The organism is Enterococcus silesiacus (assembly GCF_001886225.1).
Taxonomy (GTDB): Bacteria; Bacillota; Bacilli; order Lactobacillales; family Enterococcaceae; genus Enterococcus_L; species Enterococcus_L silesiacus.
Genome location: NZ_JXLC01000007.1, coordinates 58,898 through 82,705, shown reverse-complemented (window position 1 = coordinate 82,705; position 23,808 = coordinate 58,898). Strand labels below are relative to the sequence as shown.

Below are 23,808 nucleotides of genomic sequence, written 5' to 3'. Positions count from 1 at the left end.
AAGCAGATATACTTACAAATTGTAAGTTGTGTGCTATACTCAGTTCACGAGGTGAGGTAAATGGAGCAAGTAAAAACAACCGAATTTTCACTATGCCCTAAATTCGAAAAAGCTTTTGCGATTTTAGGGAAAAAATGGAATGGTTTGATTATTGATGTCTTGTTGGAAAGTGGTCCTCAACGATTTGGTGAGTTAAGACAAAAAATCCCGGAACTAAGCGATCGAGTGTTAGTCGAACGTTTGAAAGAACTTGAAGCAGAAGGGATCATTTCAAAAGCAGTTCGCTGTGATGAGAGCAGTCGTCTAGAATATTTCCTCACTAATAAGGGAAAAGACTTACAACAAGCAATGGAACAAATCCAAGAATGGGCAGAAAAATGGGTCACCGCTGAAGAATGCAGTTGACCTAAGACTTAATTTCTTGTAAACTGTAATCAATTGAATAACAATAAACGTTGATGAAAAAGAGTAATTTGGTTGATGCGAAAAGGGAAAACCTGTCTTAGACTGGAAACAGGTTACGTTATCGAAAAATGAAGTTCACTTTCGGAGTTTGTTTGTTCTAAAAAGAGCAGACCGGTGAAAGCCGTTATAAGAATTGAGTGCATGATTTTTGATCATGAAGTAGGATGGTAACACGATAGCTCGTTCCTTGATAAAGGAATGGGCTATCGTTTTTTTATTTTAGCTAGTTGTTCAGAAAAAAGAGATTGTTCAGCTTATACCATGCATTATCGAGCTTATCAGGCTAGTCCTTCGGAAAAAAGATAAAATATGTCCGTGACCAAAAGTGTCACAACTATATTTTCCTATTTTTCTGTCAGAGCTGAATGAGCCAGTTCAGCTTTTATTTAATACCAAGCGAAAGAAAGGAATAGAAAAATGACATTAAAAGCTCAATTAGAAGCGTTAAGAGACGAAACATTGGTGAATATTCAAAATGTGGCTGATCTTAATAGCTTAAATCAAATCAGAGTAGAAACACTAGGGAAAAAAGGACCTATCACGGAAGTGCTGCGAGGCATGAAGGATTTATCTGCACAAGAGCGTCCAGTAGTGGGAAGCTTTGCCAATGAAATTCGTGATTTACTGACAGAAGCGATTGAAATACGCAAAGAAGTGCTAGAAGCCGCCGCTTTAAATGCAGCGTTAGAGCAGGAAACAATCGATGTAACATTACCAGGCAAACAAATGACTCATGGGACGCGTCATGTATTATCACAAGTGATGGAAGAAATCGAAGATATCTTTGTCGGAATGGGCTACCAGGTCGTTGAAGGCTACGAAGTAGAATCTGACCAATATAACTTTGAACGCATGAACTTGCCAAAAGATCATCCAGCTCGTGATATGCAAGATACATTTTATATTTCTGATGAAATACTGATTCGCACACATACATCACCTGTTCAAGCAAGAACAATGGAAAAACATGATTTTTCAAAAGGTGCATTGCGCATGATTTCTCCTGGAAAAGTTTTTCGTAGAGATACAGACGATGCTACACACAGTCATCAATTCCATCAAATTGAAGGATTGGTTATTGATAAAAACATTACAATGGGAGATCTTAAAGGCACCCTTGAAGTTGTCATGAAAAAAATGTTTGGGGAAGACCGTAAGATTCGTTTACGTCCAAGCTATTTCCCGTTTACTGAACCTTCAGTTGAAGTGGATGTTAGTTGTTTCAAGTGCGGTGGAGCAGGTTGTAATGTTTGTAAACAAACAGGTTGGATCGAAATTTTAGGTGCTGGTATGGTTCATCCAGACGTCTTATCAATGTCAGGAATCGACCCGAATGAATATACAGGATTTGCTTTTGGCTTAGGACCAGATCGTGTAGCAATGTTGCGATATGGAGTCAACGACATTCGGAATTTCTATCAAAATGATTTACGTTTCTTAAATCAGTTCAAGGTAAAGGAGTAATCGACGATGTTAGTTTCTTATAAATGGTTAAGTGAGTATTTAGATCTTTCAAAAATATCTGCAAGAGAGTTATCGGATCAAATGTCTTTGACGGGTATTGAGGTTGAAGGAGTTGAAGTCCCTGAAGATGGCTTGAAAAAAATTGTCGTTGGTGAGGTCAAAGAATGTGTTCCTCATCCGAATTCAGATCATTTATCGATTTGCCAAGTGGATATCGGTGAGGCAGAATTATCACAAATTGTTTGCGGTGCACCTAATGTCAAAGCGGGGATCAAAGTCATTGTAGCGTTACCAGGATCTCGTATCAGTGGGAATCAAAAAATTAAAAAAGGCAAAATGCGTGGCGAAGTCTCAAATGGTATGATTTGTTCGTTACAAGAATTAGGTTACTCAGATAGCGTAATTCCTAAAGCATATTCTGAGGGAATCTACTATATGCCACAAGATGCTGTGAATGGTGATGACGTTTTTAGTTATTTAGATATGGACGATTCTATTATTGAATTATCGATCACACCAAACCGTGCAGATGCCTTAAGCATGCGTGGTGTTGCTTATGAAGTGGGAGCCATTTACCGCCAAACACCTACATTTGATGATGAACCTTTAGCAGAAGATACAAGAGAAGCCATTGAAAAGTATATTTCTGTAGAAGTGGAAGACGAAAAAGATGCGCCTGCTTATCAAATCAGAATCATTAAAGATGTGAAAATAGCAGAAAGCCCGTTGTGGCTGCAAACCCGTTTAATGAATGAAGGAATCCGCCCAATCAATAATGTAGTAGATGTAACGAACTATATCCTTTTGTTATTTGGACAACCATTACATGCATTTGACTATCAAAAATTGAATAGCAATAAAATTCTAGTGAGACGTGGAAAAACTGGAGAAGAAATCGTTACTTTGGATGGCGAGACTCGCAAGCTATCTAATGAAAATATCGTCATTACAAATGGACAAAACCCAGTAGCTTTAGCTGGTGTAATGGGTGGCGCAGATTCAGAAATCACTGAAGAAACAACGACAGTAGCTTTGGAATCAGCATTATTTGATTCATTATCGATTCGTAGAACGTCAAAAGAATTCAATCTGCGCAGTGAATCTTCTAGTCGATTTGAAAAAGGCATTAATCACGCAACTATTGGTGAAGCGGGTGATGTTGCTGCGGCAATGATCGCTAAATTAGCGGGTGGTACAGTTGTCTCTGGAAAAGCTGTAGGCTCACAACTAGTACTTGAAGAGGTGGTTGTCAGTGTAACCATTTCGCGAATCAACGAATATTTGGGGACTGAAATGGATCAAGCCACGGTTAGCGAAATTTTCGATACATTAGGCTTCGCTTACAAGCTTGATCAAGAAAAATATAGTGTAACAGTGCCACCTAGACGTTGGGATATTACGATCGAAGCAGATTTGATTGAAGAAGTTGCACGTATTTATGGGTATGATAACTTACCGTCAACATTACCAAAAGGTGAAACTGTAGCTGGAAGTTTAACAAGCGGACAATTGTTGGTTCGTAAAATTAAGAGTTTGTTAGAAGGCCTTGGGGCTAGCGAAGCAATCAGCTATGCTTTGACGACAGAAGAAAAATCACGTCAATTTATGATGAGAGAAAGTCTAACAACCAGTTTACAGTGGCCGATGAGCGAAGAACGTTCTGTGTTGAGAATGAACTTAATTTCTGGCTTACTTGATGACGTAGCTTATAATGTTGCACGTAAAAATAACAATGTCGCTCTGTATGAAATCGGGCGCGTCTTTTATCAAGAGAATGATCCTCAAAAAGAATTACCATATGAAGAAAATCATTTAGGGATCGTGTTATCAGGTAATCAGGTGGTAAAAGATTGGCAGACAAAAGAAACGCCTGTTGATTTTTATACAATCAAAGGAATGTTAGAGGGATTATTTGATTCTGTGGGAATTGCAGATAAAATATCTTATGAAGCGACGAATGAAAAAACAGACTTACATCCAGGAAGAACAACGTTAGTAAAATTAAATGATTTAGTTATCGGTTTTATTGGACAAGTTCATCCAACAGTTGCAAAAGAATATGAGATTCCAGAAACGTACGCTGCTGAATTAAATCTTCATGCGATTATTGAAGCTGAAAATGAGGCTTTGGTTTATCAGCCAATCTCGAAATTTCCAGCAATCTCAAGAGATATTGCATTGTTAGTTGATGAAACAGTGACAAATCAAGAATTGGTTGAAACAATCTCTAAACATGCTGGAAAGTTCTTGCAATCAGTTCATTTATTTGATGTTTATCAAGGAGCAAATATCACTGAAGGTAAAAAATCAATGGCTTACAGTTTAACGTTTGTGAATGCTGAAGCAACTTTGGTTGATGAAGAAATTAATCAATCAATGGAAAAAGTAGAAAAAGCTTTAGTTGAGTTGTTTAATGTGACAATTCGATAAAAAAATAAAAGTGTAGCAAAACTAAATTCCAGTTTTGCTGCACTTTTATTTATGAATAAGTTTTTACTCAACTATATTTATGCCCAGTTTCTAGATAACCATCGAGAAAATTGAGAAATTGAAAAATTGATGACAAAATACATCAAAGCGACCAAGCCATAAATAGCGAAAACCTGTCCAGTTTGTGCGTAGCGTCCCATTAAGATATAGGATTTCCCAAATAATTCTTGCAAAGCAATAACCGAATATAAAAAACTAGTATCTTTGATAACCGTCACAAATTGAGAAACAATGGCTGGTAATACATTTCGGATTGCTTGGGGTAAGACAATATAAATAAGAACTTGAAAATTGCTAAATCCCTGTGAACGTGCAGCTTCTTTTTGCCCTTTATCAACACCGTTCAAACCACCACGGATGATTTCAGCTAAAGCAGCAGTTGTAAAGACTGTAAAGCTGACAATTCCTGCTGGTGTTGATTTTATTTTGAAAATCAAAAAAATGACATAAATCCACAATAAATTGGGAATATTTCGAACGATCTCGATATATAAACTGGCTAAAAACTTTAAAGGACCTGATTTTTGGTTTCTTAAAACTGCTAGAACTGTTCCAAAAATAGTGCTCAAAACAATTGCTATAAATGAGATATAAAGAGTAAGCTTTAGACCATCGAATAAAAAGCGCAAATTATTACCTGTCAAAAGTTGACTCATTTGTTCTGAAAATGACATTGTTGCAACCTCCTATCTGGTATAAGCTTTCTTGTTGTTTTCTTCTAAATTCCGAGCTAATTTGGCTAGCGGGAAGCATAGGATAAAGTACAGCAAACCTGCCATAGTAAACGCTGGAATATAATTTAAATTGATGGAGGACCAATTGTTGGCTGTAAACATCACGTCAGCACCTGAAATAATCGCAACAGTTGAAGTATTTTTAATTAAATTAACAACTTGATTTGTTAGTGGAGGCAACATAATTCGCCAAGCTTGAGGCAATACTACATGTCGCATTGTCTTACCATAAGAAAAACCTTGTGAATAAGCTGCTTCAAATTGACCTTTAGGAACAGCACCGATTCCAGAACGAACAACTTCTGAAATATAAGCGCCGTGATAAAAACCAACACAAATAATAGCGATTGTCGTTGTTGAAAAAGTCAGTATAGGACTAATCAGTGGAAAGCCATAGTAGACTACAATAAATTGAATCAACAAAGGTGTATTTTGAAAGAACTCAACATAAATCCGGCTGATTATATTTAATGGCTTATTCTGCATCGCTGATAGACTGCCGAAAAAGATACCCAATAACATTGCAACAATTAGCGAACCGATAGCCAATAAAATGGTATAGAGGAAAGCATCACCAAAAAGCCTCCAGTCTTTAAATAATGCTTCCCACCGATAGAGTGCAAAAGGACTTGCATTTGCTATAATGAACATCTAATTTCCTCCCAAATTATGACAAAATTGGATAGAATCAGGAGTGTCAATCTAGATTCCATGTTTTGTAAATTTTTTCTAAAGTACCATCTTTTTCCCATTTTTCAATAGATTTATTTAAAGTGTCATTTAATTCAGTATTAGCTTTTTTCGTAGCTATGCCATATTCTTGTGGTGAAAAACCAGCTTTAAGAATTTCTGTGTTGTCATCAACATAGCCTGTCAAAATAGATTTATCAACGGAAAAAGCATCGATTCTTTTTGCAGTCAAAGCTGTTTTTAATTCTGGATAAGAACCAAGTTCTTGATATTTAAACGATACACCTAGCTCTTTTGCTTGTTTTTCGATAGCTTCTTTCGTTGTTGAAGATTGAACAACACCAATCGTTTTTCCATCTAAACTTGCAGTATCGGTGAATTTATCTGCTTTTCTCACTAAGAAACCAACTTCATCTTTATAATAAGGTGTCGTGAAATTGTATGTTTCTTTTCGCTCATCTGTAATCGTAAAAGTAGCGATTACCATATCTAATTCACCATTATCCAATAATGGTCCTCGTGTTTTGGCAGTAACGCCGACGAACTCTACATTATCTTCGCTACCAGTTAATTCTTTAGCAATCAAGCGAGCGATATCTGGTTCCATTCCTTCGTTTTTATTTGTGTCGGGATTCATATATCCGAAATTTGGAACGTCTTCTTTAACACCGACTTTGATAACACCTGCATCTTTAATTTTTTGGATATCTGTTGTTCCTTTAGAACCAGAATCTGCAGATTTATCGCCATCTCCGCTGCCGCAACCTACAATTAATCCTAGCAGTAGAGCAAGTGATAATGCACCTAATAATTTTTTTGTCTTTTTCATTAAATTTTCCTCCTCGTAAATTGCTTGATAGTTGTGCTTTTAATTATGAATGATTTTGCTTAAAAATTCTTTAGCGCGTTCGTTTTGCGTACTCGTAAAGAAGTGTTCTGGTGTTCCTGTCTCAATGATTTGCCCATCATCCATAAAAATAACTTTATCAGCCACTTGGCGTGCAAAGCCCATTTCGTGAGTAACGCAAATCATGGTGATATTTTGTTTAGATAAATCAACCATAACATCCAATACTTCTTGGATCATTTCTGGGTCTAAAGCTGAAGTTGGTTCATCAAATAAAATAATCTCTGGGTGCATGTTTAAGGCTCTAGCGATTGCGACCCTTTGTTGTTGTCCGCCGGAAAGTTGAGCTGGATATGCATTGGCTTTATCAGCTAAGCCGACTCTTTCCAAGTACTCCATGCCAGTTTTGGTGGCTTCTTCTTTGCTGATACCTTTGACTTTAATTGGTGCCAATGTCAGATTTTGGATAATTGTTTTGTGGGCATATAAGTTAAAGCTTTGAAAAACCATCGCAACTTTTTGCCGTACCTGTTGAACAGGAGCTTTTGGTTCTGTGATATCGATACCGCCTACTAGTATTTGACCGTCACTAACCTTTTCTAAACGATTGATACAACGAATTAAGGTGCTTTTTCCGGAACCGGAAGGTCCGATGATTACGATTTTTTCGCCTTCAGCAACGGTTAAGGAAACATCTTTCAACACATGATGATTCCCAAAAAATTTATTTACATGTTCCAATGAAATCATGCTCATTCTCCTTTATGTATAAAATTATCACATCACTTTTAGTGAATATTGATTGACAAGTAAATAGATAGAAATAGATAGAAACATAAAAAAGCATTATTTTTATAAACTAAGAATATGGCAAGAGGGACGATTGAGCGTATGTTTATTTTCACTATAGGTTTTCAAAGAATAATTCGCACAAAAAATGTTTTTTGTTTATAAAAATTGTTTTCGCTTATCTTTAATCTTTTCATCATAAATCTATTCGTTTGTTAATGTTAGAAATTATAACATATGAAAAATAAGATTACCAGTTTTTTTTCTAGAGTCGACAAAAAAATACACTTAACAAACAAAAAGCAAATGAAACCTTGATGAAAAAAATGATATAATAAGAACGTGACTGGCATTAAAACTTGAAAAAAAGTGTCAAAAAGTAGAGAATAAGGTTGATGAAAAAATACTGTAAAGGTTTGATTGACTTGAATAACCATGAAGCAATAGGATTTATAGATTCCGGAGTCGGTGGACTTACGGTAGTAAAAGAAGCAATGAGACAACTCCCAAATGAACGATTGATCTATCTAGGAGATACAGCACGATGTCCATATGGACCAAGACCTGCTGAGCAAGTCGTGCAATTTACTTGGGAAATGACTAATTTTCTTTTAGAAAAGAATATCAAAATGTTAGTAATCGCATGTAATACAGCGACAGCTGTTGCATTAGAAGAAATCAAAGCGCACTTAGATATACCTGTAGTCGGAGTGATTCTGCCAGGAACTAGAGCTGCTTTGAAGGCGACAAAAAACAATCGTATTGGCATTATCGGTACCGCTGGAACGATTAAAAGTAGTGCCTATGAAAAGGCATTAAAGAGTAAGGTACCAAATACATTTGTTGCCAGCTTGGCGTGTCCAAAGTTTGTTCCTCTTGTTGAAAGTAATGAGTTTCATTCTTCTGTGGCAAAAAAAGTTGTATCAGAAACGTTAAATCCGCTACAATTGAAAAAATTGGACACCTTGATTTTGGGCTGTACGCATTATCCCTTATTACGTCCTTTGATTCAAAACGTGATGGGTAGTCAAGTAAAATTGATTGACTCGGGTGCTGAAACGGTGAGTGAGGTTAGTATGCTACTAGACTATTTTGATATAGCCAATACTCCGAAATACAAAAATGAAGCAAATGAATTTTATACGACTGGATCAGCTAAAATGTTTAAAGCTATTGCTGGTGATTGGTTAAATTTAGAAAAATTAAAAGTTGAACAAGTTCGATTATCTAGCTATAGAAGCTAATTTTGTTATTCAAGTTCAACTATTTTGGGAGGAATAAACTTTGATCAGACATGATGGAAGACAAGCAAAAGAATTAAGAAAAGTGACTATTGAGACCAACGTTTATAAACATCCGGAAGGCTCAGTAGTGATTTCTTTTGGCGATACTAAGGTAATCTGCTCTGCAACCGTGGAAGAAAAGGTGCCACCATTTTTAAAAGGTGAAGGAACAGGCTGGGTGACGGCAGAATATAGTATGCTCCCAAGAGCCACAAATACAAGGAATATCCGCGAGAGCGCCAAAGGAAAGCTGACTGGTCGAACAATGGAGATTCAACGTTTAATTGGACGTTCATTGCGTGCAGTTATCGATTTAAAGAAATTGGGAGAAAGAAGTATCATCGTTGATTGTGATGTCGTTCAAGCGGATGGCGGAACTCGAACAGCTAGTATTACGGGCGCTTTTGTTGCAATGAAAATAGCAGTAGATAAAATGCTCAAAAAAGGAGAGCTCCAAGAAAATCCGATCAAAGAGTACTTAGCTGCGGTTAGTGCTGGGATTTTAAGCGATGGAAATTGTGTTCTTGATTTGGACTATGTGGAAGATTCTGCCGCAGCTGTTGATATGAATTTGGTAATGACTGAATCGGGTAATTTCGTTGAGCTACAAGGAACAGGAGAAGAGGCTACTTTTTCAGGTGATGAGCTGAACTCATTATTATTCTATGGCAAAACAGGGATTGAGCATTTGATTGCCTATCAAAAAGAAGCCTTTATGACTGAACTAAGTGAAAAATCTTTTCCAGCAGAAGCTAAAACGATCGTGATCGCTACGAGAAATCCAGGGAAAGCTAAAGAGTTCAAGAAAATATTTGCTGAAAAAGGGTATCATGTCAAAACGTTATTAGACTACCCAGAGTTACCAGACGTTGAGGAAACTGGGAAAACTTTTGAAGAAAATGCTCGCTTAAAAGCAGAAACGATTGCAGATATCTTAAAACAACCGGTTTTAGCAGATGATTCAGGGTTGATTGTTGATGCATTAGATGGCAGACCGGGAGTATTTTCAGCACGTTTTGCTGGAGAACCGACTAATAATGCTGCCAACAACGCAAAATTATTGCATGAACTAACTGGAGTTCCAAAAGAAAAACGAACGGCAACATTTCACTGTACGCTTGTTTTTGCAGCTCCTGATAAAGAGAGCTTAGTTGTCGAAGGTGATTGGTCAGGAGCAATCGGAACAATTCCACGTGGCGATCATGGTTTTGGCTATGATCCACTATTCTTTGTACCAGAAGAACAAAAAACTGCAGCTGAGCTGTCAGATGAACGTAAAAATGAAATCAGTCATCGAGGAAAAGCTGTTGCAAAACTAAGAAATCAATGGGAAAATTGGTTAAAAAACTAGGAGGTTGTACATGAAATATCTAGTAGTGAGCGACAATCACGGCGATCGTGAGGTGTTAGTTGATTTAGCAGATACGTATCGGGGAAAAGTGGATAAAATGTTTCATTGTGGTGATTCTGAATTAGAACCTACAGATTTATTATGGAATGATTTTATTGTGGTCAAGGGAAATTGCGATTATGATCCTGAATTTCCCAATACAATTGTAGAAAAAAGTGATACAGACACTATTTTTATGACACATGGACATCTAGCCAATGTTCGTATGGGTCTAACGACTCTTGCTTTACAGGCGGATCAAGCAAAAGCAACTATTGTGTTATTTGGTCATACTCATGAAATTGGTTGTGAAGTTCGGGCAAAGGTTCTTTATTTAAATCCTGGAAGTATCAGCCAGCCTAGAGGGCCAATTCAACTGAAATCATACGTGATCATTGAAAGTACAGCAGATCAATTCATTATTCAATATTATGGACGAGATCATCAACCATTTAAAAAACTGCATTTTGTTTTTAATAAATAATCAATTAGAATAAGGTTGGGATAGACTGCTCTCACCGTTTATTCGGATTTCTTGATGAGCCTGAGACAAAAGCAACTCCTTCTAATTTCTCGGAGCTAAACGTTTTTGTCTCGGCCTCATCGAATTTTTAGTTTTTCATCAAAACGAAAAAATGAAGAAATTAAGATCAAACCTTAATTTTTTTTAAGAGTTATGAAAAAAGTTTGAATTTAAAGACATTTGCATCCGTTTTCTGTACAATGATAGTTGTGGCAAAGAAAATGAAATGGAGGCACTCCAATGATTGGAACTGCTGTAAAAGAATTATTATTAGAAAAACAAGAAACCTTTTTGATTCCTGCGGAGAACGTTGCAAATGTAATGTGCTTAAATCCGTTAAGTCATGCTTTATTGGTTTTATCTCAAGTGAAATATTCAAAAATCCCCGTTTTAGATAAAGGCGATCGTTTTGTAGGATTGATCAGCTTATCAGATGTTGTGGATAAAATGTTCGATATCACATCTGTTGATTTTGATAAATTAAAAGATTTTACTGTCGCAGATGTCATGGAAGTAAATGTTCCAGTGATCGGTGAAAAATGGGAACTAGAAGACGTTCTTCATTTATTAGTTGATGCAGCATTTCTTCCAGTTGTAGATGATAATCAGTGCTTTAAGGGGATTATCACTCGCAAAGAATTGCTGAAAGCAATCAATCATATGGCCCATGAATTGGAAAGGAAAAATATCATACTTCCAAAATCAGGTGAAGGATCTATGGAGATGAAAGTTATTTGATGTTTAGCTTTTTCAGTCATACTAAGCGGTAAAAAACAGCTGTATTTCTAGGATATCGGTAAATCTGTTGTTTAATTTGAAGGGAGTTATGTGGATGGATGCATATGAAATTATTAACTATATCGGGAACGCTGAAAAAAAGACACCAGTAAAAGTTACATTAAAAGGGAAACTTAAAGAAGTAACCTTTCCTGATGAGATTCAAGCATTTACTAACTGTAAAACAGGAACTTTATTTGGAGAATGGAGAATAATTAAAGAGTTTTTAGAGAAAAATAAAGAACTTATCATAGATTATGTGGTAGAAAATGATTCTAGAAATTCAGCCATCCCAATGCTAGATATTAAAGAGATTAACGCCCGTATTGAACCAGGAGCAATCATCAGAGATCAGGTTGAAATTGGCGACAATGCTGTGATCATGATGGGTGCTGTAATCAATATCGGTGCTGTGATCGGTGAAGGGTCAATGATTGACATGGGTGCCATTTTAGGCGGACGCGCTACTGTTGGCAAAAATTGCCATATTGGTGCTGGGACTGTTCTAGCAGGTGTAATTGAGCCACCGAGTGCAGAGCCTGTTGTTATTGAAGACAACGTGTTGATTGGTGCGAATGCTGTTGTTTTGGAAGGGATTCGAGTAGGCGAGGGTGCTGTGGTTGCTGCTGGAGCAATTGTTGTTGACGATGTTGCATCTTATACTGTGGTCGCCGGAGTACCAGCTAAAAAGATAAAAGATATCGATGCAAAAACCAAAAGTAAAACAAACATGATGGAAGAACTACGTAAATTATAATCAGGGACACTAATACAATTACTTTTAGAAAACGGATTAAAACTGCTATTCAGTTTTAGTCCATTTTTTTTATGTTATATTAAGCTTGCAAATATGTAAGGAAAATGTTCGTCTATTCAATTCTTTATAAGATTATAACTGATTATAATCAGTTATATAAGATAAAGTAGGAGGAACGAGTATTATGAAAAATAAGAAAATGAAATTAATTATCGGTGGTATTTTAATCGGAGTATGTGTGGGAAGTTATTTTTTATTTTTTTCCTCCTCAAAAAAAGTTGAGCCTAGCTATAATGTATTCACTCTAAGTCGACTAGATCCACTTCTCTTGAAAGGAGAAGTTAAACCTGCTCAAACAGAAGATATTTTCTACGATCAAACATTAGGAACAATTGCTGATATTCCAGTAAAAAATGAACAAGAAGTGAAAAATGGCGATGTTGTTCTCAATTATTTAAATGGTGAGGCTCAGACTCGTGTGGACCAACAACAGCGAACTGTAAACAAAAGTAGTCTATCAGCCCAGCAAGCGGCTCAAAATTTAAGTCGCGCACAAGCTCGTTACAATGAAGCGCAAGCAAGTTTGAACCAAGCTAATGCTGATCATGACCGAGAAACAGATCCTGAGAAAAAAGAGGAACTAAAAGGAAAAGTGGAACAACAAAAAACAGAAGTAACTAGCACTAACAATGAAGTGTTCCAAGCACAACAAGCATTAGACTTAGCTAATACAGAAGTAAATGATGAATCTGCTGCACTGGAATCAGAACAAGGAAAAGTTACATCAACAGTTAAATCGCCGATTGATGGTGTAGCGATGGTCAATGAAGCTGGCAAGAAATCATTGGATCAGCCTCTAATTCAAGTTTTAAGTAAGACGAAGCAGATTAAAGGAATCGTCACAGAGTATGACCTAAATAAACTAAAAATTGGGCAAGAAGTCAGTGTAACTTCAATTGGTTCTAATCAAACTGCTCAAGGGAAAATAACTAACATTAACCAACTTCCTCAATCAAAAAACGGCAATGATTCAGAAATTCCTACCTATGAATTTATCGTAGAGGGAGATTTCCCATGGGCGTATGGTTCTTCTACACAAGTTTCACTGCCACAGCCCCAATTAGTGTTACCTGAAAAATCAGTTCTAAAAAAAGAGAACAAGACGTTTGTTTTTGTTTATAAAAATGGACGAGCAGTGAAAACAGATGTCAAAATTACAGACGTAAATGGTGCAAAAAATGTCGAGTCGGGCGTTTCAAATGGGGCTAAAATTATCGGAAACCCAGATGATGAATTAAAAGATAATACAGAAGTGCAGGTGGTTGAAAATGATTAAACTGGAACAAATCAACAAATTCTACTCTCTGGAAGAAGAAAAACTGCATGTTTTGAAGAACGTTAATTTTGAGATCAAAGAAAAAGAATTTGTAGCTGTGATGGGGCCCTCTGGTTCTGGAAAATCAACCTTGATCAATCTAATCGGTTTTATCGACAAAAAATTCGAAGGGAAATACTTGTTTGAAGGAAAAGAAATTACGGATTTTTCTGACAAAGAACTCTCTGAAATCAGAAATAAATCAGTAGGATTTGTCTTTCAAAATTTTAGCTTAATTGAAAATAATACTGTTTTTGAAAATATCGAACTGCCGTTGTTATACAACGGTTCAGCTTACACAAATACCAAAGCAAGAGTACAAGAAGTATTAGAAAAAGTTGGTTTAGGAGATAAAGGGAATAAATATCCAAAGCAACTTTCTGGTGGTCAACAACAGCGTGTGGCGATTGCAAGAGCGATTGTGAACTCACCCAGATTTATCATAGCCGATGAACCGACAGGCGCTTTAGATTCAAAAACATCGGATGATATTATGCAGTTATTTCAAGATTTGAATAAAGAAGAAGGCGTAACAATCATTTTAGTAACTCATAATCCAGATATGGTTTCTTATTGCGGTCGCTTGATTCGTGTTAAAGATGGCGTCATTGTTGAAGAGGAGTTGATTAAATGAAAAATTTTGTCATTTGGAAGACAGCATTAAAATCAATTCTAAAAAATAAAAAACGTAGTTTTTTAACGATGTTTGGTATCATTATTGGGATTGCATCAGTGATCACGATCGTTTCTATCGGTAACGGTTTTAAACGAGATATGATCGATAAAATTTCAATGACGAATACAAACGAAAATGTTAGTAATATCACGTTTAACTATTATGATGTAGCTAATGCGGTCAGCGAAAATGAAGTGTTTAAAAAAAGTGACCTTGATTTGATCAAGAATATAAAAGGTGTCAGAAACGTTGATTTTTATAAACCAAAACAAAAAATGACTGAACGTCAAGTAGAGATTAATATTCGAGGCAAAAAACTGACCAAAAAAGTAGAACGGGTTGAAAAGACATCCGAAAGCTTATTGGTAGGGCGACAAATTGAATCTAAAGACAACGAAACATTAAATAAAGTGGCTGTAATCAGTGAAGTTTTAGCTCAAAAGCTATTTGGTGATCCTGAAAAGGCGATTGGAAAAGGGTTCGAATTAATGAATGAATTATTTACTGTTGTTGGCGTTGTGGCCAGTGGTGATGGGACCTTATCAATGGAAAATCAAGCCCCGCTTGTTTATTTTCCAATAAAAAGTTATGATCACTATTTCAAAAATATTGAAAGTCAATCCATTTTAAATTTAGAAACAGATGTTGAAGGAAATAAAGCTGATGTGACCAAAGAGGTTTTAAAACAACTTAATTTTAATGGTAGCATGAGAAATGTTGGTGAGTATGAAACATACAATCCAAAATCAGATATTGACCAAATGGGCAGTATTTTGGATAATCTTACACTATTCATTTCAGCTGTAGCAGGGATTTCGTTATTTATTGCTGGAGTGGGTGTCATGAATATGATGTATATTTCTGTTTCAGAGCGAACAAAAGAAATAGGAATTCGGCGGGCTCTAGGTGCAACCGAAAAAGATATCAGAAAACAATTTTTAGCTGAAGGACTAACATTAACATTGCTCGGCGGTTTAATTGGCTATCTATTAGGAATGATCCTAGGATTAGTTTCTTCTATGTTTTTACCTTTTGAAGTTCGGCCAGACTTATTTACGATCGGTTTGGCTGTAGGAATTTCAGTATTGATAGGTGTTGTTTTTAGTTATATGCCGGCATCAGCTGCTTCTAAAAAAGATTTGATCGATATTATGAAGTAATAAAAGAGCCAACTAATGTTTAATTAGTTGGTTTTTTTAGATAAACTATTTAGTTTGTAATTGATCATCCAATACAGAAACAGCTTTTGTTAAAAATTGGTTAATCATTTCTAACTCTTTTTCTGAATAATCTTGTGCTAATTTTTTCATCGCAGTATCAAGTGGCTGATAAGCTTTTTTTATTTCTTCTCTATCATCGTAAGTTGGCACAATAATGACTCTCCGGCGATCATTAGGATCTTTTTCCCGACGGGCGTAGCCAATTTTTTCCAAGCGATCGATCAATGCCGTGATCGTTCCAGTGGACAATCCCGTTTTTTCTGCTAATTCTCCAGCTGTAAGGGGGCCTAGCTCATTCAATAAGTCAATTGAAATGTAGTCATTCGCTGGGATTCCTAGAGAGTGAACGATTGCTTGTTGGTGTAAGATAGAACGTGAGCCGAATCCCCGTAATAAAGTAGTAAGTTGATCTATAGATACGTTTGCTGTTGAGCGTTGATTATTTGACAAATGCTCTCCCTCGCTTTATGCTTAATATATCTCGTTTGACGAGATTCTTTTTCATCAAAATATAATTGAATAAATATATCATAACAAGCTTAATGTTATCTGTAAAGCAAAGAAAGAATCGAGGCTGAAAAAAATGAAAACGTTGATCGTTTATGGAACAAAGTCTGGGGCATCAAAAGAATGTGCAGAAATTTTAGGAGAAAAATTAAGTAATTCTACTATTATTGATATTGATCAGGAGAAACCAGTTCTAGAGGGATTTACTCATATTATTGTAGGTGCAGGTGTTCGCAATGATAAGATGTATAAACCAATCAGAGACTTTTTGAAAAAAAGTCAAACGGATTTACTATCTAAAACTATAGCTTGTTACTTATGCAACTCCAAACCAAAGACAACGCAAGAGGTGATTATTGCCAGTATTCCAGAAGCAATCAGAGAGCAAGCCGTTGAAATTGTTTCTTTTGGGGGCTACAAACCTTCTTGGGTACCGATAAGCACGGATAACAAGTTAAAGGGAATCGATTTGGATAAAATCAGTGAGTTTGCTCAAAACTATTTAAAGCACTCATAAAATCTATACGATATTTGAACGAGTAAATGTTGGGATTTTTCTCTTAACGAAGGATTGACAGACGCATCTTTTTATTCAACAATAAGGTATAGAGAAATAGAAAAGAGGCAGATGAATGGTGATTCAAGAACAGTTGATTGAGATTCGTAGACAGCTACACCAAATACCAGAAATTGGATTAGAAGAAGAAAAAACACAAAAATACTTACTTGAAATTATTAGATCGATCGACAAAGAATTTATAGAATTTAAAATTTGGCGAACTGGGATTTTAGTTTTGGTTCACGGTAAAGCTCCCAAAAAAACGATTGGTTGGCGTGCTGATATTGATGGTCTACCAATAAAAGAAGAAGTTATTTCTGATTTTCAGTCTACACACAATGGTTATATGCATGCATGTGGGCATGACTTTCATATGACGATTGGCTTAGGATTGCTGGAGCAAATGACTTTAGAGCAGCCTGAAAATAACTATCTATTTCTTTTTCAGCCTGCTGAAGAAAATGAAGCTGGCGGTATGCTGATGTATGAAGCAGGGGCTTTTGGTTCGTGGCTACCAGATGAATTTTATGGACTTCATGTCAATCCTGAGCTACCCGTTGGGAAAATCACAACAAAAGTCGGTACACTTTTCGCAGCAACATGTGAAGTTCAAATCACTTTAACAGGTAAAGGAGGACACGCAGCATTTCCTCATACTTCAAATGATATGATCATAGCTGGGATGAGTCTTGTACAACAAGCGCAAACGATTGTTAGTCGAAATGTGAATCCCGTTGAAGGTGCAGTAGTCACTTTCGGTACATTCAATGCTGGTACTGCAACGAATGTAATTGCAGGTGAAGCCACGATTTCAGGTACGATTCGAACCTTGACAGAAGAGATGAATCAATTGACACAAATCAGAATCAGAGAAATTGGTGAAGGAATTGCGAAGTCGTTCAATTGTGAAGTAGATGTGTTCTTAGATCAAAAAGGGTATGTTCCTGTTATTAATGATAAGGAAAAGACAGAAAATTTCATGTCATTTATGGAACACGAATCAGGTGTTTTATTTGAAGAGGCAGAAGTAGCGATGACAGGTGAAGATTTTGGTTATTTGTTATCTAAAGTTCCTGGAACAATGTTTTGGCTAGGGGTTGATAGTGTCTATGGCCTGCATTCTGCTAAATTTGAACCTAAAGAAGCAGCCATTCCTTTTGCTGTAGAACATGTCAGCAACTTTTTAAAATCATTAGATAAATAAAAAAACGACGAGGTTGTGGTAGAAGTCTTTAACTCTGAGAAACATGAGGAGTTAAACCCTTCTGCCACAATCGTTTATCTAGTCAGATCGTTTTTTTATTTTATTGTGATTGGTGTATTCGGAATCGTAAAATTTGCTTCAGATAATTTTTTCACATATTGAGCTAAAAATTCTTCTCTGATCGGTGCTTGTTTGCCATTTAATACATACATCGTTGTACGTATAGCAAAATTCCCATTGCCAAGATCAACCATGCCGAAAATAGTCGGCCCTGTTTGGATGCTTTCAGTGTATTTTTCTTTTAATTCTTGATTGACTTGGTCAATAATTGCTATGATTTGATCGTATCCTTCATCTGGCATGATTCGAACATCAATCAAAACTTGCATATTAGACCGGGAGAGATTGCTTATTGTAGTGATATTTCGATTAGGGATAAAGTGAACGGTACCATCTAAAGCTTTCATTTGCGTTGTTCTAAGACCAACGGCTGTAACAGTCCCTTCAATTCCTAGCGCTGTTAAGCGAACATAATCACCAACATCCATTTGTTGCTCTAAAATGATAAAGAATCCCGTGATGATATCATTCATGAAACCTTGAGCGCCTAATCCAATCGCCACACCAGCAATACCAGCTCCAGCGAGGAGTGAGCCTACAGGAACACCAATGACAGTCAGCAAGGAGTAAATAAAAAAGAAGAATAATGTATATTGAAATGCATTATTGATCAGTGTATGTAATGTCTTCAAACGGCTTTCACTAAAAGACTGTTTTTTACTGTAATTACCGTATGTTTTATCAATCAGTGTTTTGCCTATACGATTAAGCAGCCCGAAAAGCAGAATTAGAAATAGTAGATAAATGGCTTTTTCAATTAGTGTTGCAAGAATTTCATCCCAATTGATGCCATTCCAAAAACGTTGAAACGCATTGACTTTGTTTTCAGTGACAGCTTTGATATCAAGAGCAGAATCCATGGTACTTTCAACTGTAGTGCTAGATACTGATTGTCCAAGAATAAACAAGGAAATCCCAACTTTCTTTTTTATCAATAATTATCTCTTATTATACTTGAATTTGAAAAAAGATGTCATTATTTCTGTAAAAAGCTTAACAAAATCATTGGAAATGTGTTACAATATTCTGAAAATAAGGAGTGATCGTATGACAATTGATTGGGATAACTTAGGCTTTGAGTATATAAAAACGCCATTTCGCTACATTTCTAAATGGAAAGATGGTCAGTGGGATGAAGGCAAACTTACTGAAGATAGCACCTTACAAATTCACGAAAGTTCAGCGGCACTACACTACGGACAACAGTGTTTTGAAGGTTTAAAAGCATATCGTTGCAAAGATGGATCAATTAATTTATTTAGAGTAGATGAAAATTCTAAGCGAATGAATCGAAGTGCTAAGCGTTTAATGATGGCAGAAGTGCCGGAAGCTAAATTTATTCAGGCAGTGGAAGCTGTGGTAAAAGCCAATGAAGCGTTTGTTCCTCCTTATGGGAGTGGTGGGACATTATATATTCGACCACTTTTAATCGGTGTTGGAGAGGGAATCGGGGTAAAACCAGCACCAGAGTATCTTTTTACGGTGTTCTGTATGCCTGTAGGTGCATATTTCAAAGGTGGCTTAACGCCGACGAACTTTATCTTTTCTGATTATGATCGTGCGGCGCCGCAAGGAACTGGAGCTATTAAAGTTGGTGGGAACTACGCAGCTAGTTTCATGCCTGGAGAAGAAGCTAAGGAACAGCATTTTTCAGACTGTATCTATCTTGATCCGAAAACTCACACAAAAATCGAAGAAGTCGGTTCTGCTAATTTCTTTGGAATTACAAAAGATGATCGCTTTATCACGCCATTATCACCATCGATTTTACCGAGCATCACAAAGTATTCTCTGCTTTATTTAGCGGAGCATAATCTAGGGATGGAAGCTGTCGAAGAAGATGTCTATATTGATTCTTTAGACCAGTTTAAAGAAGCTGGAGCTTGTGGAACGGCAGCAGTCATTTCACCAATTGGCGGCATCCAAACGTATGATGATTTCCACGTCTTTTATAGTGAGACAGAAGTTGGACCAGTAACACAAAGACTGTACGATGAGCTGACGGGTATTCAATTTGGAGATATTCCAGCGCCAGAAGGCTGGATCAGAAACATAAAAATATAGAAAAATAAGTAAGAAGTCAAAATTGTGAGCGATTTGGCTTCTTTTTTATTCGATAAAAGTATTCAGAAAAGTGCTCGTATTTTGAATATAGGTTTAGTATAATGAGTTTTAGAGAATAGTCACACTAAATAATAGAAGAATTTGGGGAGTTAAGATGAAAAAGTTTGTTTTGGTATGTGCGTTACTATTTACATTGGCTGGCTGCAATAAGCCGCTAACTAAAGAAGCTGCACTCAAGCGTATGGATGCACAGGAAAGTAAAGTGGATAGTTATTCACTAGATATGGATCTTAGTGTGAAGGTTAGTGCCTTAGGTCAAAAAGATAATTCAAGAGTTGAAATGAGTTCCGAAGTCGATCGTAAAAATAATGGCTACAGTGTTGACCTGACGAAAGCCGATGGTGAAGAGCTTGAAGTGATTATAAAAGAGGGCAAAGCTTATTTAGAAGACCGACCAGGGGTTTGGAAGAAAACAGCCAAAGTCGATGCGAAAGAGTTCAGCAAGCAAGTTGATTACAGTGTGCCTTTAGAATTACTCGGGTTCGTTTCAGAAGATGTCGGTTTCGAGACGACGGATGATGAATATCACTTTATGTATGACGGGTATGATAAAAAATTATATAAAACACTGAAAAAATATTATAATATTTCTTTTACTGGTTTTGATACGGATGAGGATTTATCGATTCAGATGAACATGATTGTAGATAAAAAATCATTTAATGTAAAAGAAATGAAGATTAACGTTTTTGCTGAAAATAAAAAAGGGAAAGTAGTTGTCAGCATAGATTCGGAATTTGATAATTTTAATGCAATTGAAAAAATAGAGTTACCAGAAGAAGATTGATTTTTATAATGAACAGCAAAGAAAATGACGAAGCCGATTTGTTGTTTTCTTTTTTGCCCTCAATTAAGAAAAATCGAGTGATCAAAAATGAAAAGCAATGTATGACTATTCTAAGAAGAATAAACAAGAATCTTTAGAAGACTATACATTGTTTTATAATCCAGTTATTTTCCATCTAGCAGTTAAAAGAGTATACTAAAATAAGAGTCACTTTTTCAATGGAAGGAATGAAAAAACATGTCTTTTAAGAAAACAAAAGAGTTAGCGAATGGTTCAATTATCCCGCGTTTAGGTTTAGGGGTATGGCAAGTGAAAGATGGTGCTGAGGCTGTTGATTCTGTAAAATGGGCTTTACAAGCAGGTTATCGCTTAATAGATACTGCTGCCGCTTATAAAAATGAAGTCAGTGTCGGTGAAGGGATTCGTGCATCAGGTGTTCCTCGGGAAGAAATTTTTGTTACAACAAAATTATGGAATGCGGATCAAGGATACGATTCAACGTTAAAAGCATTTGATGAGAGTTTAAATAAACTTGGGCTAGATTACATTGATCTATATTTGATTCATTGGCCGGTCGAAGGGAAATATAAGGATTCCTGGCGTGCGATGGAAGAGATCTATCGAAGTGGACGAGCTAAAGCAATTGGTGTTTCTAATTTTCATGAACATCATATTGAGGATTTGCTTAAAGAAGCGACCATTGTCCCAACGGTCGATCAAATTGAACTCCATCCAACCTTGACACAAGAGCCGCTACGCAAATTCCTAGCAGATAATCAAATTGCGGTTGAAGCATGGTCTCCGTTAGGGCAAGGTAAAATTCTAGAAAATCCTACACTAGTTGAGATTGGTAAAAAATACCATAAAACCGCAGCGCAAGTGATCATTCGCTGGCATTTACAAAGCGATATCATCGTCATTCCAAAATCAGTTCACCAAGATCGTATCAAACAAAATTTTGATGTTTTTGATTTTGAATTAACTGAGGCAGACATTAAGCGGATTAATGAACTAAATACAAATGAACGTTTAGGACCAGACCCAGATAATTTTGATTTTTAAGATTGAATAAATAAGGTGGCACACATCAAAAGCATTTTTTACTTTTGATGTGTGCCACCTTATTTTATAATTGGTTTACAAAATACTCGAATAACTTAAATTCTTTTGCAGCTGTATCAAAACGAAGCTCAGGATGCCATTGTACACCTAATAAACGTTGATTTGCATCGATCGATTCAATTGCTTCTGCGATACCATCGGAAGATCTTGCAGTAATTTTTAATGAGGAGGCTAAGTCATTGATTGCTTGATGATGATAAGAATTGACCCGATATTCGGCTCCAAATACCTGATAAAGAGCACTGTCTTTTTCGATTTTAATCCCATGTGTAGCAAATTGGGGTTGCGTCGGCTGTTGTCCGTGTTTGACTGACCATTCGGAGTAGAGAGAAAGGTCCTGATATAAGGTGCCGCCTAATGCAACGTTTATCAATTGCATGCCGCGGCAAACCGCAAAAATGGGTTTATTTTGTTTAATCGCTTCTTTGATCAAGGCTAATTCAAAGAGATCACGATTTCGATTTGTTTCTTCCAGTTTAGGGTGAGGTTCTTCACCGAAGAAATCAGGGGAAATGTCTTGTCCGCCAGCTAACAGTAATTTATCGATCTTTGAAATATAAGATGCAGCAACTTCTTCATTTCCAATTGGCAAAACCATTGGTAATCCTCCTGCTTTTTGAACAGCTGTTACAAATCCCTGAGGTGTATATGTTACATGGTTCCCGTTGAACACATCAACGGATTGAATAATTTGATTGCCGGCTATGCCGATAGTTGTTGTCATTTGATCACGTCCTCAATTAATATGTAGAATAACAGTGTAGCACTTTTTTTTATGAAATGGGGATATTTAAGTTTGGCCGAAGTGAGACAGGCTGAAAAAAACAGCTAATCACAGATTAGGCAGGATGTTGAGAGAGCCTAATGTATGATCAACTGTTTTTTTAGTACTAACGAGTGCGGATCACTTCGATTTTATAACCATCTGGATCAGTAATAAAATAATAAGATGGAGGAGTACCAGGCAAGGCTTTCATATCAGTCACGGTGAAGCCAGCATTTTTTTGTTCTTCATGTAATTTTTCGAGTTCATCTGTGCTGATGGCAATATGACCGTAGCCGTCTCCTAAATCATATGCTTCATGGTCATAATTATACGTTAGTTCTAGTTCATAACCATCACCAGGTAATGTTAGGTAAACTAAAGTAAATTTATGTTCTGGAAAATCACGTCTGCGACTTTCTTCAAAATTAAATGCTTTTTGATAAAATTCTAATGAGGCTTCTAAATCTTTGACACGAACACAAGTGTGAGCCATTTTCATATAGGTTATCTTCCTTTCGTGAATGGGGTATTGTTCAGCTTGAATCAAATAAAAGCTGATGTTTTTATAGTAGCATAGACTGCGTTGGATTTGTGAGTGAAAGGTTAGGTTAACACTTGTTCATGAGAAAATTCTAATGTAAAATTAGAGTAAACTAAAATGGGAGCTGTTCTTATGAAAACACCGTCGTTTGGTGAAAAATCAGAAACATTGGTATATAAAAAAAGACTAGGCGCATATATTATTGTCTCAAGAAATAATGAAACGGAAATTGTTTTGATTCAAGCGCCAAATGGAGCTTATTTTTTACCAGGCGGAGAAATTGAGTCTGGTGAGACAAAGGAAACAGCAATCCATCGGGAAATGCTAGAAGAATTAGGGATCGAAGTAACAATTGGTGAGTATTTAGGACAAGCGGATGAATATTTTCATTCAAGACATCGAATGACAGACTATTATAATCCAGGGTATTTCTTTGTGGCAATAAAATGGCAACAGGTTTGCGCTCCTTTGGAGAAAACCAATAGAATTTGTTGGGTTTCTGTTGAAAAAGGCATTCATTTATTAAAACGTGGTAGTCATAAATGGGCGGTTAAAAAATGGCAAGCGAATCAATCATAAATCATTATGGTAAAAAGAA

At 36.3% G+C, this 23,808-nt stretch carries 25 protein-coding genes and 1 other annotated feature; of the genes, 17 read left to right on the top strand and 8 right to left on the bottom strand.

Annotated elements, in window-relative coordinates:
• Nucleotides 1-60: 60 nt before the first annotated feature.
• The 3 genes from RV15_RS06670 (at nucleotide 61) to pheT (ending at nucleotide 4,359) form a co-directional block, all read left to right on the top strand.
• On the top strand, nucleotides 61-405 hold the full coding sequence (locus RV15_RS06670; protein WP_071877274.1) for a winged helix-turn-helix transcriptional regulator: 345 nt from the start codon (nucleotides 61-63) through the stop codon (nucleotides 403-405).
• Nucleotides 406-446: 41 nt separating this feature from the next.
• Nucleotides 447-656, top strand: a binding site (T-box leader).
• Nucleotides 657-882: 226 nt separating this feature from the next.
• The gene (gene pheS, locus RV15_RS06665) at nucleotides 883-1,929 is read left to right on the top strand and encodes a phenylalanine--tRNA ligase subunit alpha (protein WP_071877273.1); all 1,047 of its coding nucleotides are present in this window, start codon (nucleotides 883-885) and stop codon (nucleotides 1,927-1,929) included.
• Nucleotides 1,930-1,935: 6 nt separating this feature from the next.
• Complete coding sequence (gene pheT / locus RV15_RS06660; protein WP_071877272.1) at nucleotides 1,936-4,359, top strand: phenylalanine--tRNA ligase subunit beta; 2,424 nt, start codon at nucleotides 1,936-1,938, stop codon at nucleotides 4,357-4,359.
• 77 nt (nucleotides 4,360-4,436) lie between these two features.
• Here pheT and RV15_RS06655 read toward each other — a convergent pair whose 3' ends face one another.
• From RV15_RS06655 to RV15_RS06640, 4 genes are read right to left on the bottom strand one after another with little or no spacing between them, the layout of a single operon-like run.
• Nucleotides 4,437-5,075: an amino acid ABC transporter permease gene (locus tag RV15_RS06655; protein WP_071877337.1), complete on the bottom strand. Its 639-nt coding sequence runs from the start codon at nucleotides 5,073-5,075 to the stop codon at nucleotides 4,437-4,439.
• A gap of 30 nt (nucleotides 5,076-5,105) precedes the next feature.
• Nucleotides 5,106-5,804 carry an amino acid ABC transporter permease gene (locus RV15_RS06650; protein WP_071877271.1) on the bottom strand — a complete coding sequence of 233 codons (699 nt, stop codon included), beginning with the start codon at nucleotides 5,802-5,804 and terminating at the stop codon, nucleotides 5,106-5,108.
• A 46-nt stretch (nucleotides 5,805-5,850) separates the two neighbouring features.
• Nucleotides 5,851-6,672 (bottom strand): transporter substrate-binding domain-containing protein, encoded by an 822-nt coding sequence (locus tag RV15_RS06645; RefSeq protein WP_071877270.1) that lies wholly within the window; start codon nucleotides 6,670-6,672, stop codon nucleotides 5,851-5,853.
• 39 nt (nucleotides 6,673-6,711) lie between these two features.
• A complete protein-coding gene (locus RV15_RS06640; protein ID WP_071877269.1) occupies nucleotides 6,712-7,440 on the bottom strand; it encodes an amino acid ABC transporter ATP-binding protein in 729 nt (242 codons plus the stop codon).
• A 434-nt stretch (nucleotides 7,441-7,874) separates the two neighbouring features.
• Here RV15_RS06640 and racE point away from each other — a divergent pair, with 434 nt between their 5' ends.
• The 8 genes from racE (at nucleotide 7,875) to RV15_RS06600 (ending at nucleotide 15,420) form a co-directional block, all read left to right on the top strand.
• A complete protein-coding gene (racE, locus tag RV15_RS06635) occupies nucleotides 7,875-8,723 on the top strand; it encodes a glutamate racemase (protein WP_281246827.1) in 849 nt (282 codons plus the stop codon).
• A 40-nt stretch (nucleotides 8,724-8,763) separates the two neighbouring features.
• A complete protein-coding gene (gene rph, locus RV15_RS06630; protein WP_071877268.1) occupies nucleotides 8,764-10,113 on the top strand; it encodes a ribonuclease PH in 1,350 nt (449 codons plus the stop codon).
• 10 nt (nucleotides 10,114-10,123) lie between these two features.
• Nucleotides 10,124-10,636, top strand: a complete 513-nt coding sequence (locus tag RV15_RS06625) for a metallophosphoesterase (protein WP_071877267.1) — start codon at nucleotides 10,124-10,126, stop codon at nucleotides 10,634-10,636.
• 279 nt (nucleotides 10,637-10,915) lie between these two features.
• Complete coding sequence (cbpB, locus tag RV15_RS06620) at nucleotides 10,916-11,413, top strand: cyclic-di-AMP-binding protein CbpB (RefSeq protein ID WP_071877266.1); 498 nt, start codon at nucleotides 10,916-10,918, stop codon at nucleotides 11,411-11,413.
• 94 nt (nucleotides 11,414-11,507) lie between these two features.
• On the top strand, nucleotides 11,508-12,209 hold the full coding sequence (dapD, locus tag RV15_RS06615; protein ID WP_071877265.1) for a 2,3,4,5-tetrahydropyridine-2,6-dicarboxylate N-acetyltransferase: 702 nt from the start codon (nucleotides 11,508-11,510) through the stop codon (nucleotides 12,207-12,209).
• A 184-nt stretch (nucleotides 12,210-12,393) separates the two neighbouring features.
• Nucleotides 12,394-13,545 carry an efflux RND transporter periplasmic adaptor subunit gene (locus RV15_RS06610; RefSeq protein WP_071877264.1) on the top strand — a complete coding sequence of 384 codons (1,152 nt, stop codon included), beginning with the start codon at nucleotides 12,394-12,396 and terminating at the stop codon, nucleotides 13,543-13,545.
• A complete protein-coding gene (locus tag RV15_RS06605) occupies nucleotides 13,538-14,218 on the top strand; it encodes an ABC transporter ATP-binding protein (RefSeq protein ID WP_071877263.1) in 681 nt (226 codons plus the stop codon). The genes RV15_RS06610 and RV15_RS06605 overlap by 8 nt, the downstream gene beginning before the upstream one ends.
• Nucleotides 14,215-15,420 carry an ABC transporter permease gene (locus tag RV15_RS06600; RefSeq protein ID WP_071877262.1) on the top strand — a complete coding sequence of 402 codons (1,206 nt, stop codon included), beginning with the start codon at nucleotides 14,215-14,217 and terminating at the stop codon, nucleotides 15,418-15,420. The genes RV15_RS06605 and RV15_RS06600 overlap by 4 nt, the downstream gene beginning before the upstream one ends.
• A gap of 45 nt (nucleotides 15,421-15,465) precedes the next feature.
• On the opposite strand, the gene RV15_RS06595 is transcribed toward RV15_RS06600, so the two are convergent.
• Nucleotides 15,466-15,930, bottom strand: a complete 465-nt coding sequence (locus RV15_RS06595) for a MarR family winged helix-turn-helix transcriptional regulator (RefSeq protein WP_071877261.1) — start codon at nucleotides 15,928-15,930, stop codon at nucleotides 15,466-15,468.
• Between the two features lie 133 nt (nucleotides 15,931-16,063).
• Here RV15_RS06595 and RV15_RS06590 point away from each other — a divergent pair, with 133 nt between their 5' ends.
• Nucleotides 16,064-16,504: a flavodoxin domain-containing protein gene (locus RV15_RS06590; RefSeq protein WP_071877260.1), complete on the top strand. Its 441-nt coding sequence runs from the start codon at nucleotides 16,064-16,066 to the stop codon at nucleotides 16,502-16,504.
• Nucleotides 16,505-16,619: 115 nt separating this feature from the next.
• Nucleotides 16,620-17,750 (top strand): N-acetyldiaminopimelate deacetylase, encoded by a 1,131-nt coding sequence (locus RV15_RS06585; protein ID WP_174549272.1) that lies wholly within the window; start codon nucleotides 16,620-16,622, stop codon nucleotides 17,748-17,750.
• A gap of 95 nt (nucleotides 17,751-17,845) precedes the next feature.
• On the opposite strand, the gene RV15_RS06580 is transcribed toward RV15_RS06585, so the two are convergent.
• Nucleotides 17,846-18,778, bottom strand: a complete 933-nt coding sequence (locus RV15_RS06580; RefSeq protein WP_071877334.1) for a mechanosensitive ion channel family protein — start codon at nucleotides 18,776-18,778, stop codon at nucleotides 17,846-17,848.
• Nucleotides 18,779-18,917: 139 nt separating this feature from the next.
• On the opposite strand from RV15_RS06580, the gene RV15_RS06575 reads away from it, so the two are divergent.
• The 3 genes from RV15_RS06575 to RV15_RS06565 all read left to right on the top strand — a co-directional run bounded on the left by RV15_RS06575 (nucleotide 18,918) and on the right by RV15_RS06565 (nucleotide 21,843).
• A complete protein-coding gene (locus RV15_RS06575; protein WP_071877259.1) occupies nucleotides 18,918-19,934 on the top strand; it encodes a branched-chain amino acid aminotransferase in 1,017 nt (338 codons plus the stop codon).
• 154 nt (nucleotides 19,935-20,088) lie between these two features.
• The gene (locus RV15_RS06570; protein WP_071877258.1) at nucleotides 20,089-20,781 is read left to right on the top strand and encodes a DUF6612 family protein; all 693 of its coding nucleotides are present in this window, start codon (nucleotides 20,089-20,091) and stop codon (nucleotides 20,779-20,781) included.
• Between the two features lie 237 nt (nucleotides 20,782-21,018).
• Nucleotides 21,019-21,843: an aldo/keto reductase gene (locus tag RV15_RS06565; RefSeq protein ID WP_071877257.1), complete on the top strand. Its 825-nt coding sequence runs from the start codon at nucleotides 21,019-21,021 to the stop codon at nucleotides 21,841-21,843.
• A gap of 64 nt (nucleotides 21,844-21,907) precedes the next feature.
• Here the strand turns inward: RV15_RS06565 and RV15_RS06560 are convergent, their stop codons facing one another.
• Together RV15_RS06560 and gloA are read right to left on the bottom strand one after the other, a co-directional pair.
• The gene (locus RV15_RS06560; RefSeq protein WP_071877256.1) at nucleotides 21,908-22,627 is read right to left on the bottom strand and encodes a gamma-glutamyl-gamma-aminobutyrate hydrolase family protein; all 720 of its coding nucleotides are present in this window, start codon (nucleotides 22,625-22,627) and stop codon (nucleotides 21,908-21,910) included.
• Between the two features lie 166 nt (nucleotides 22,628-22,793).
• Nucleotides 22,794-23,168: a lactoylglutathione lyase gene (gloA, locus tag RV15_RS06555; RefSeq protein WP_071877255.1), complete on the bottom strand. Its 375-nt coding sequence runs from the start codon at nucleotides 23,166-23,168 to the stop codon at nucleotides 22,794-22,796.
• Between the two features lie 174 nt (nucleotides 23,169-23,342).
• Here gloA and RV15_RS06550 point away from each other — a divergent pair, with 174 nt between their 5' ends.
• Nucleotides 23,343-23,789 (top strand): NUDIX hydrolase, encoded by a 447-nt coding sequence (locus tag RV15_RS06550; RefSeq protein ID WP_071877254.1) that lies wholly within the window; start codon nucleotides 23,343-23,345, stop codon nucleotides 23,787-23,789.
• Nucleotides 23,790-23,808: the final 19 nt, after the last annotated feature.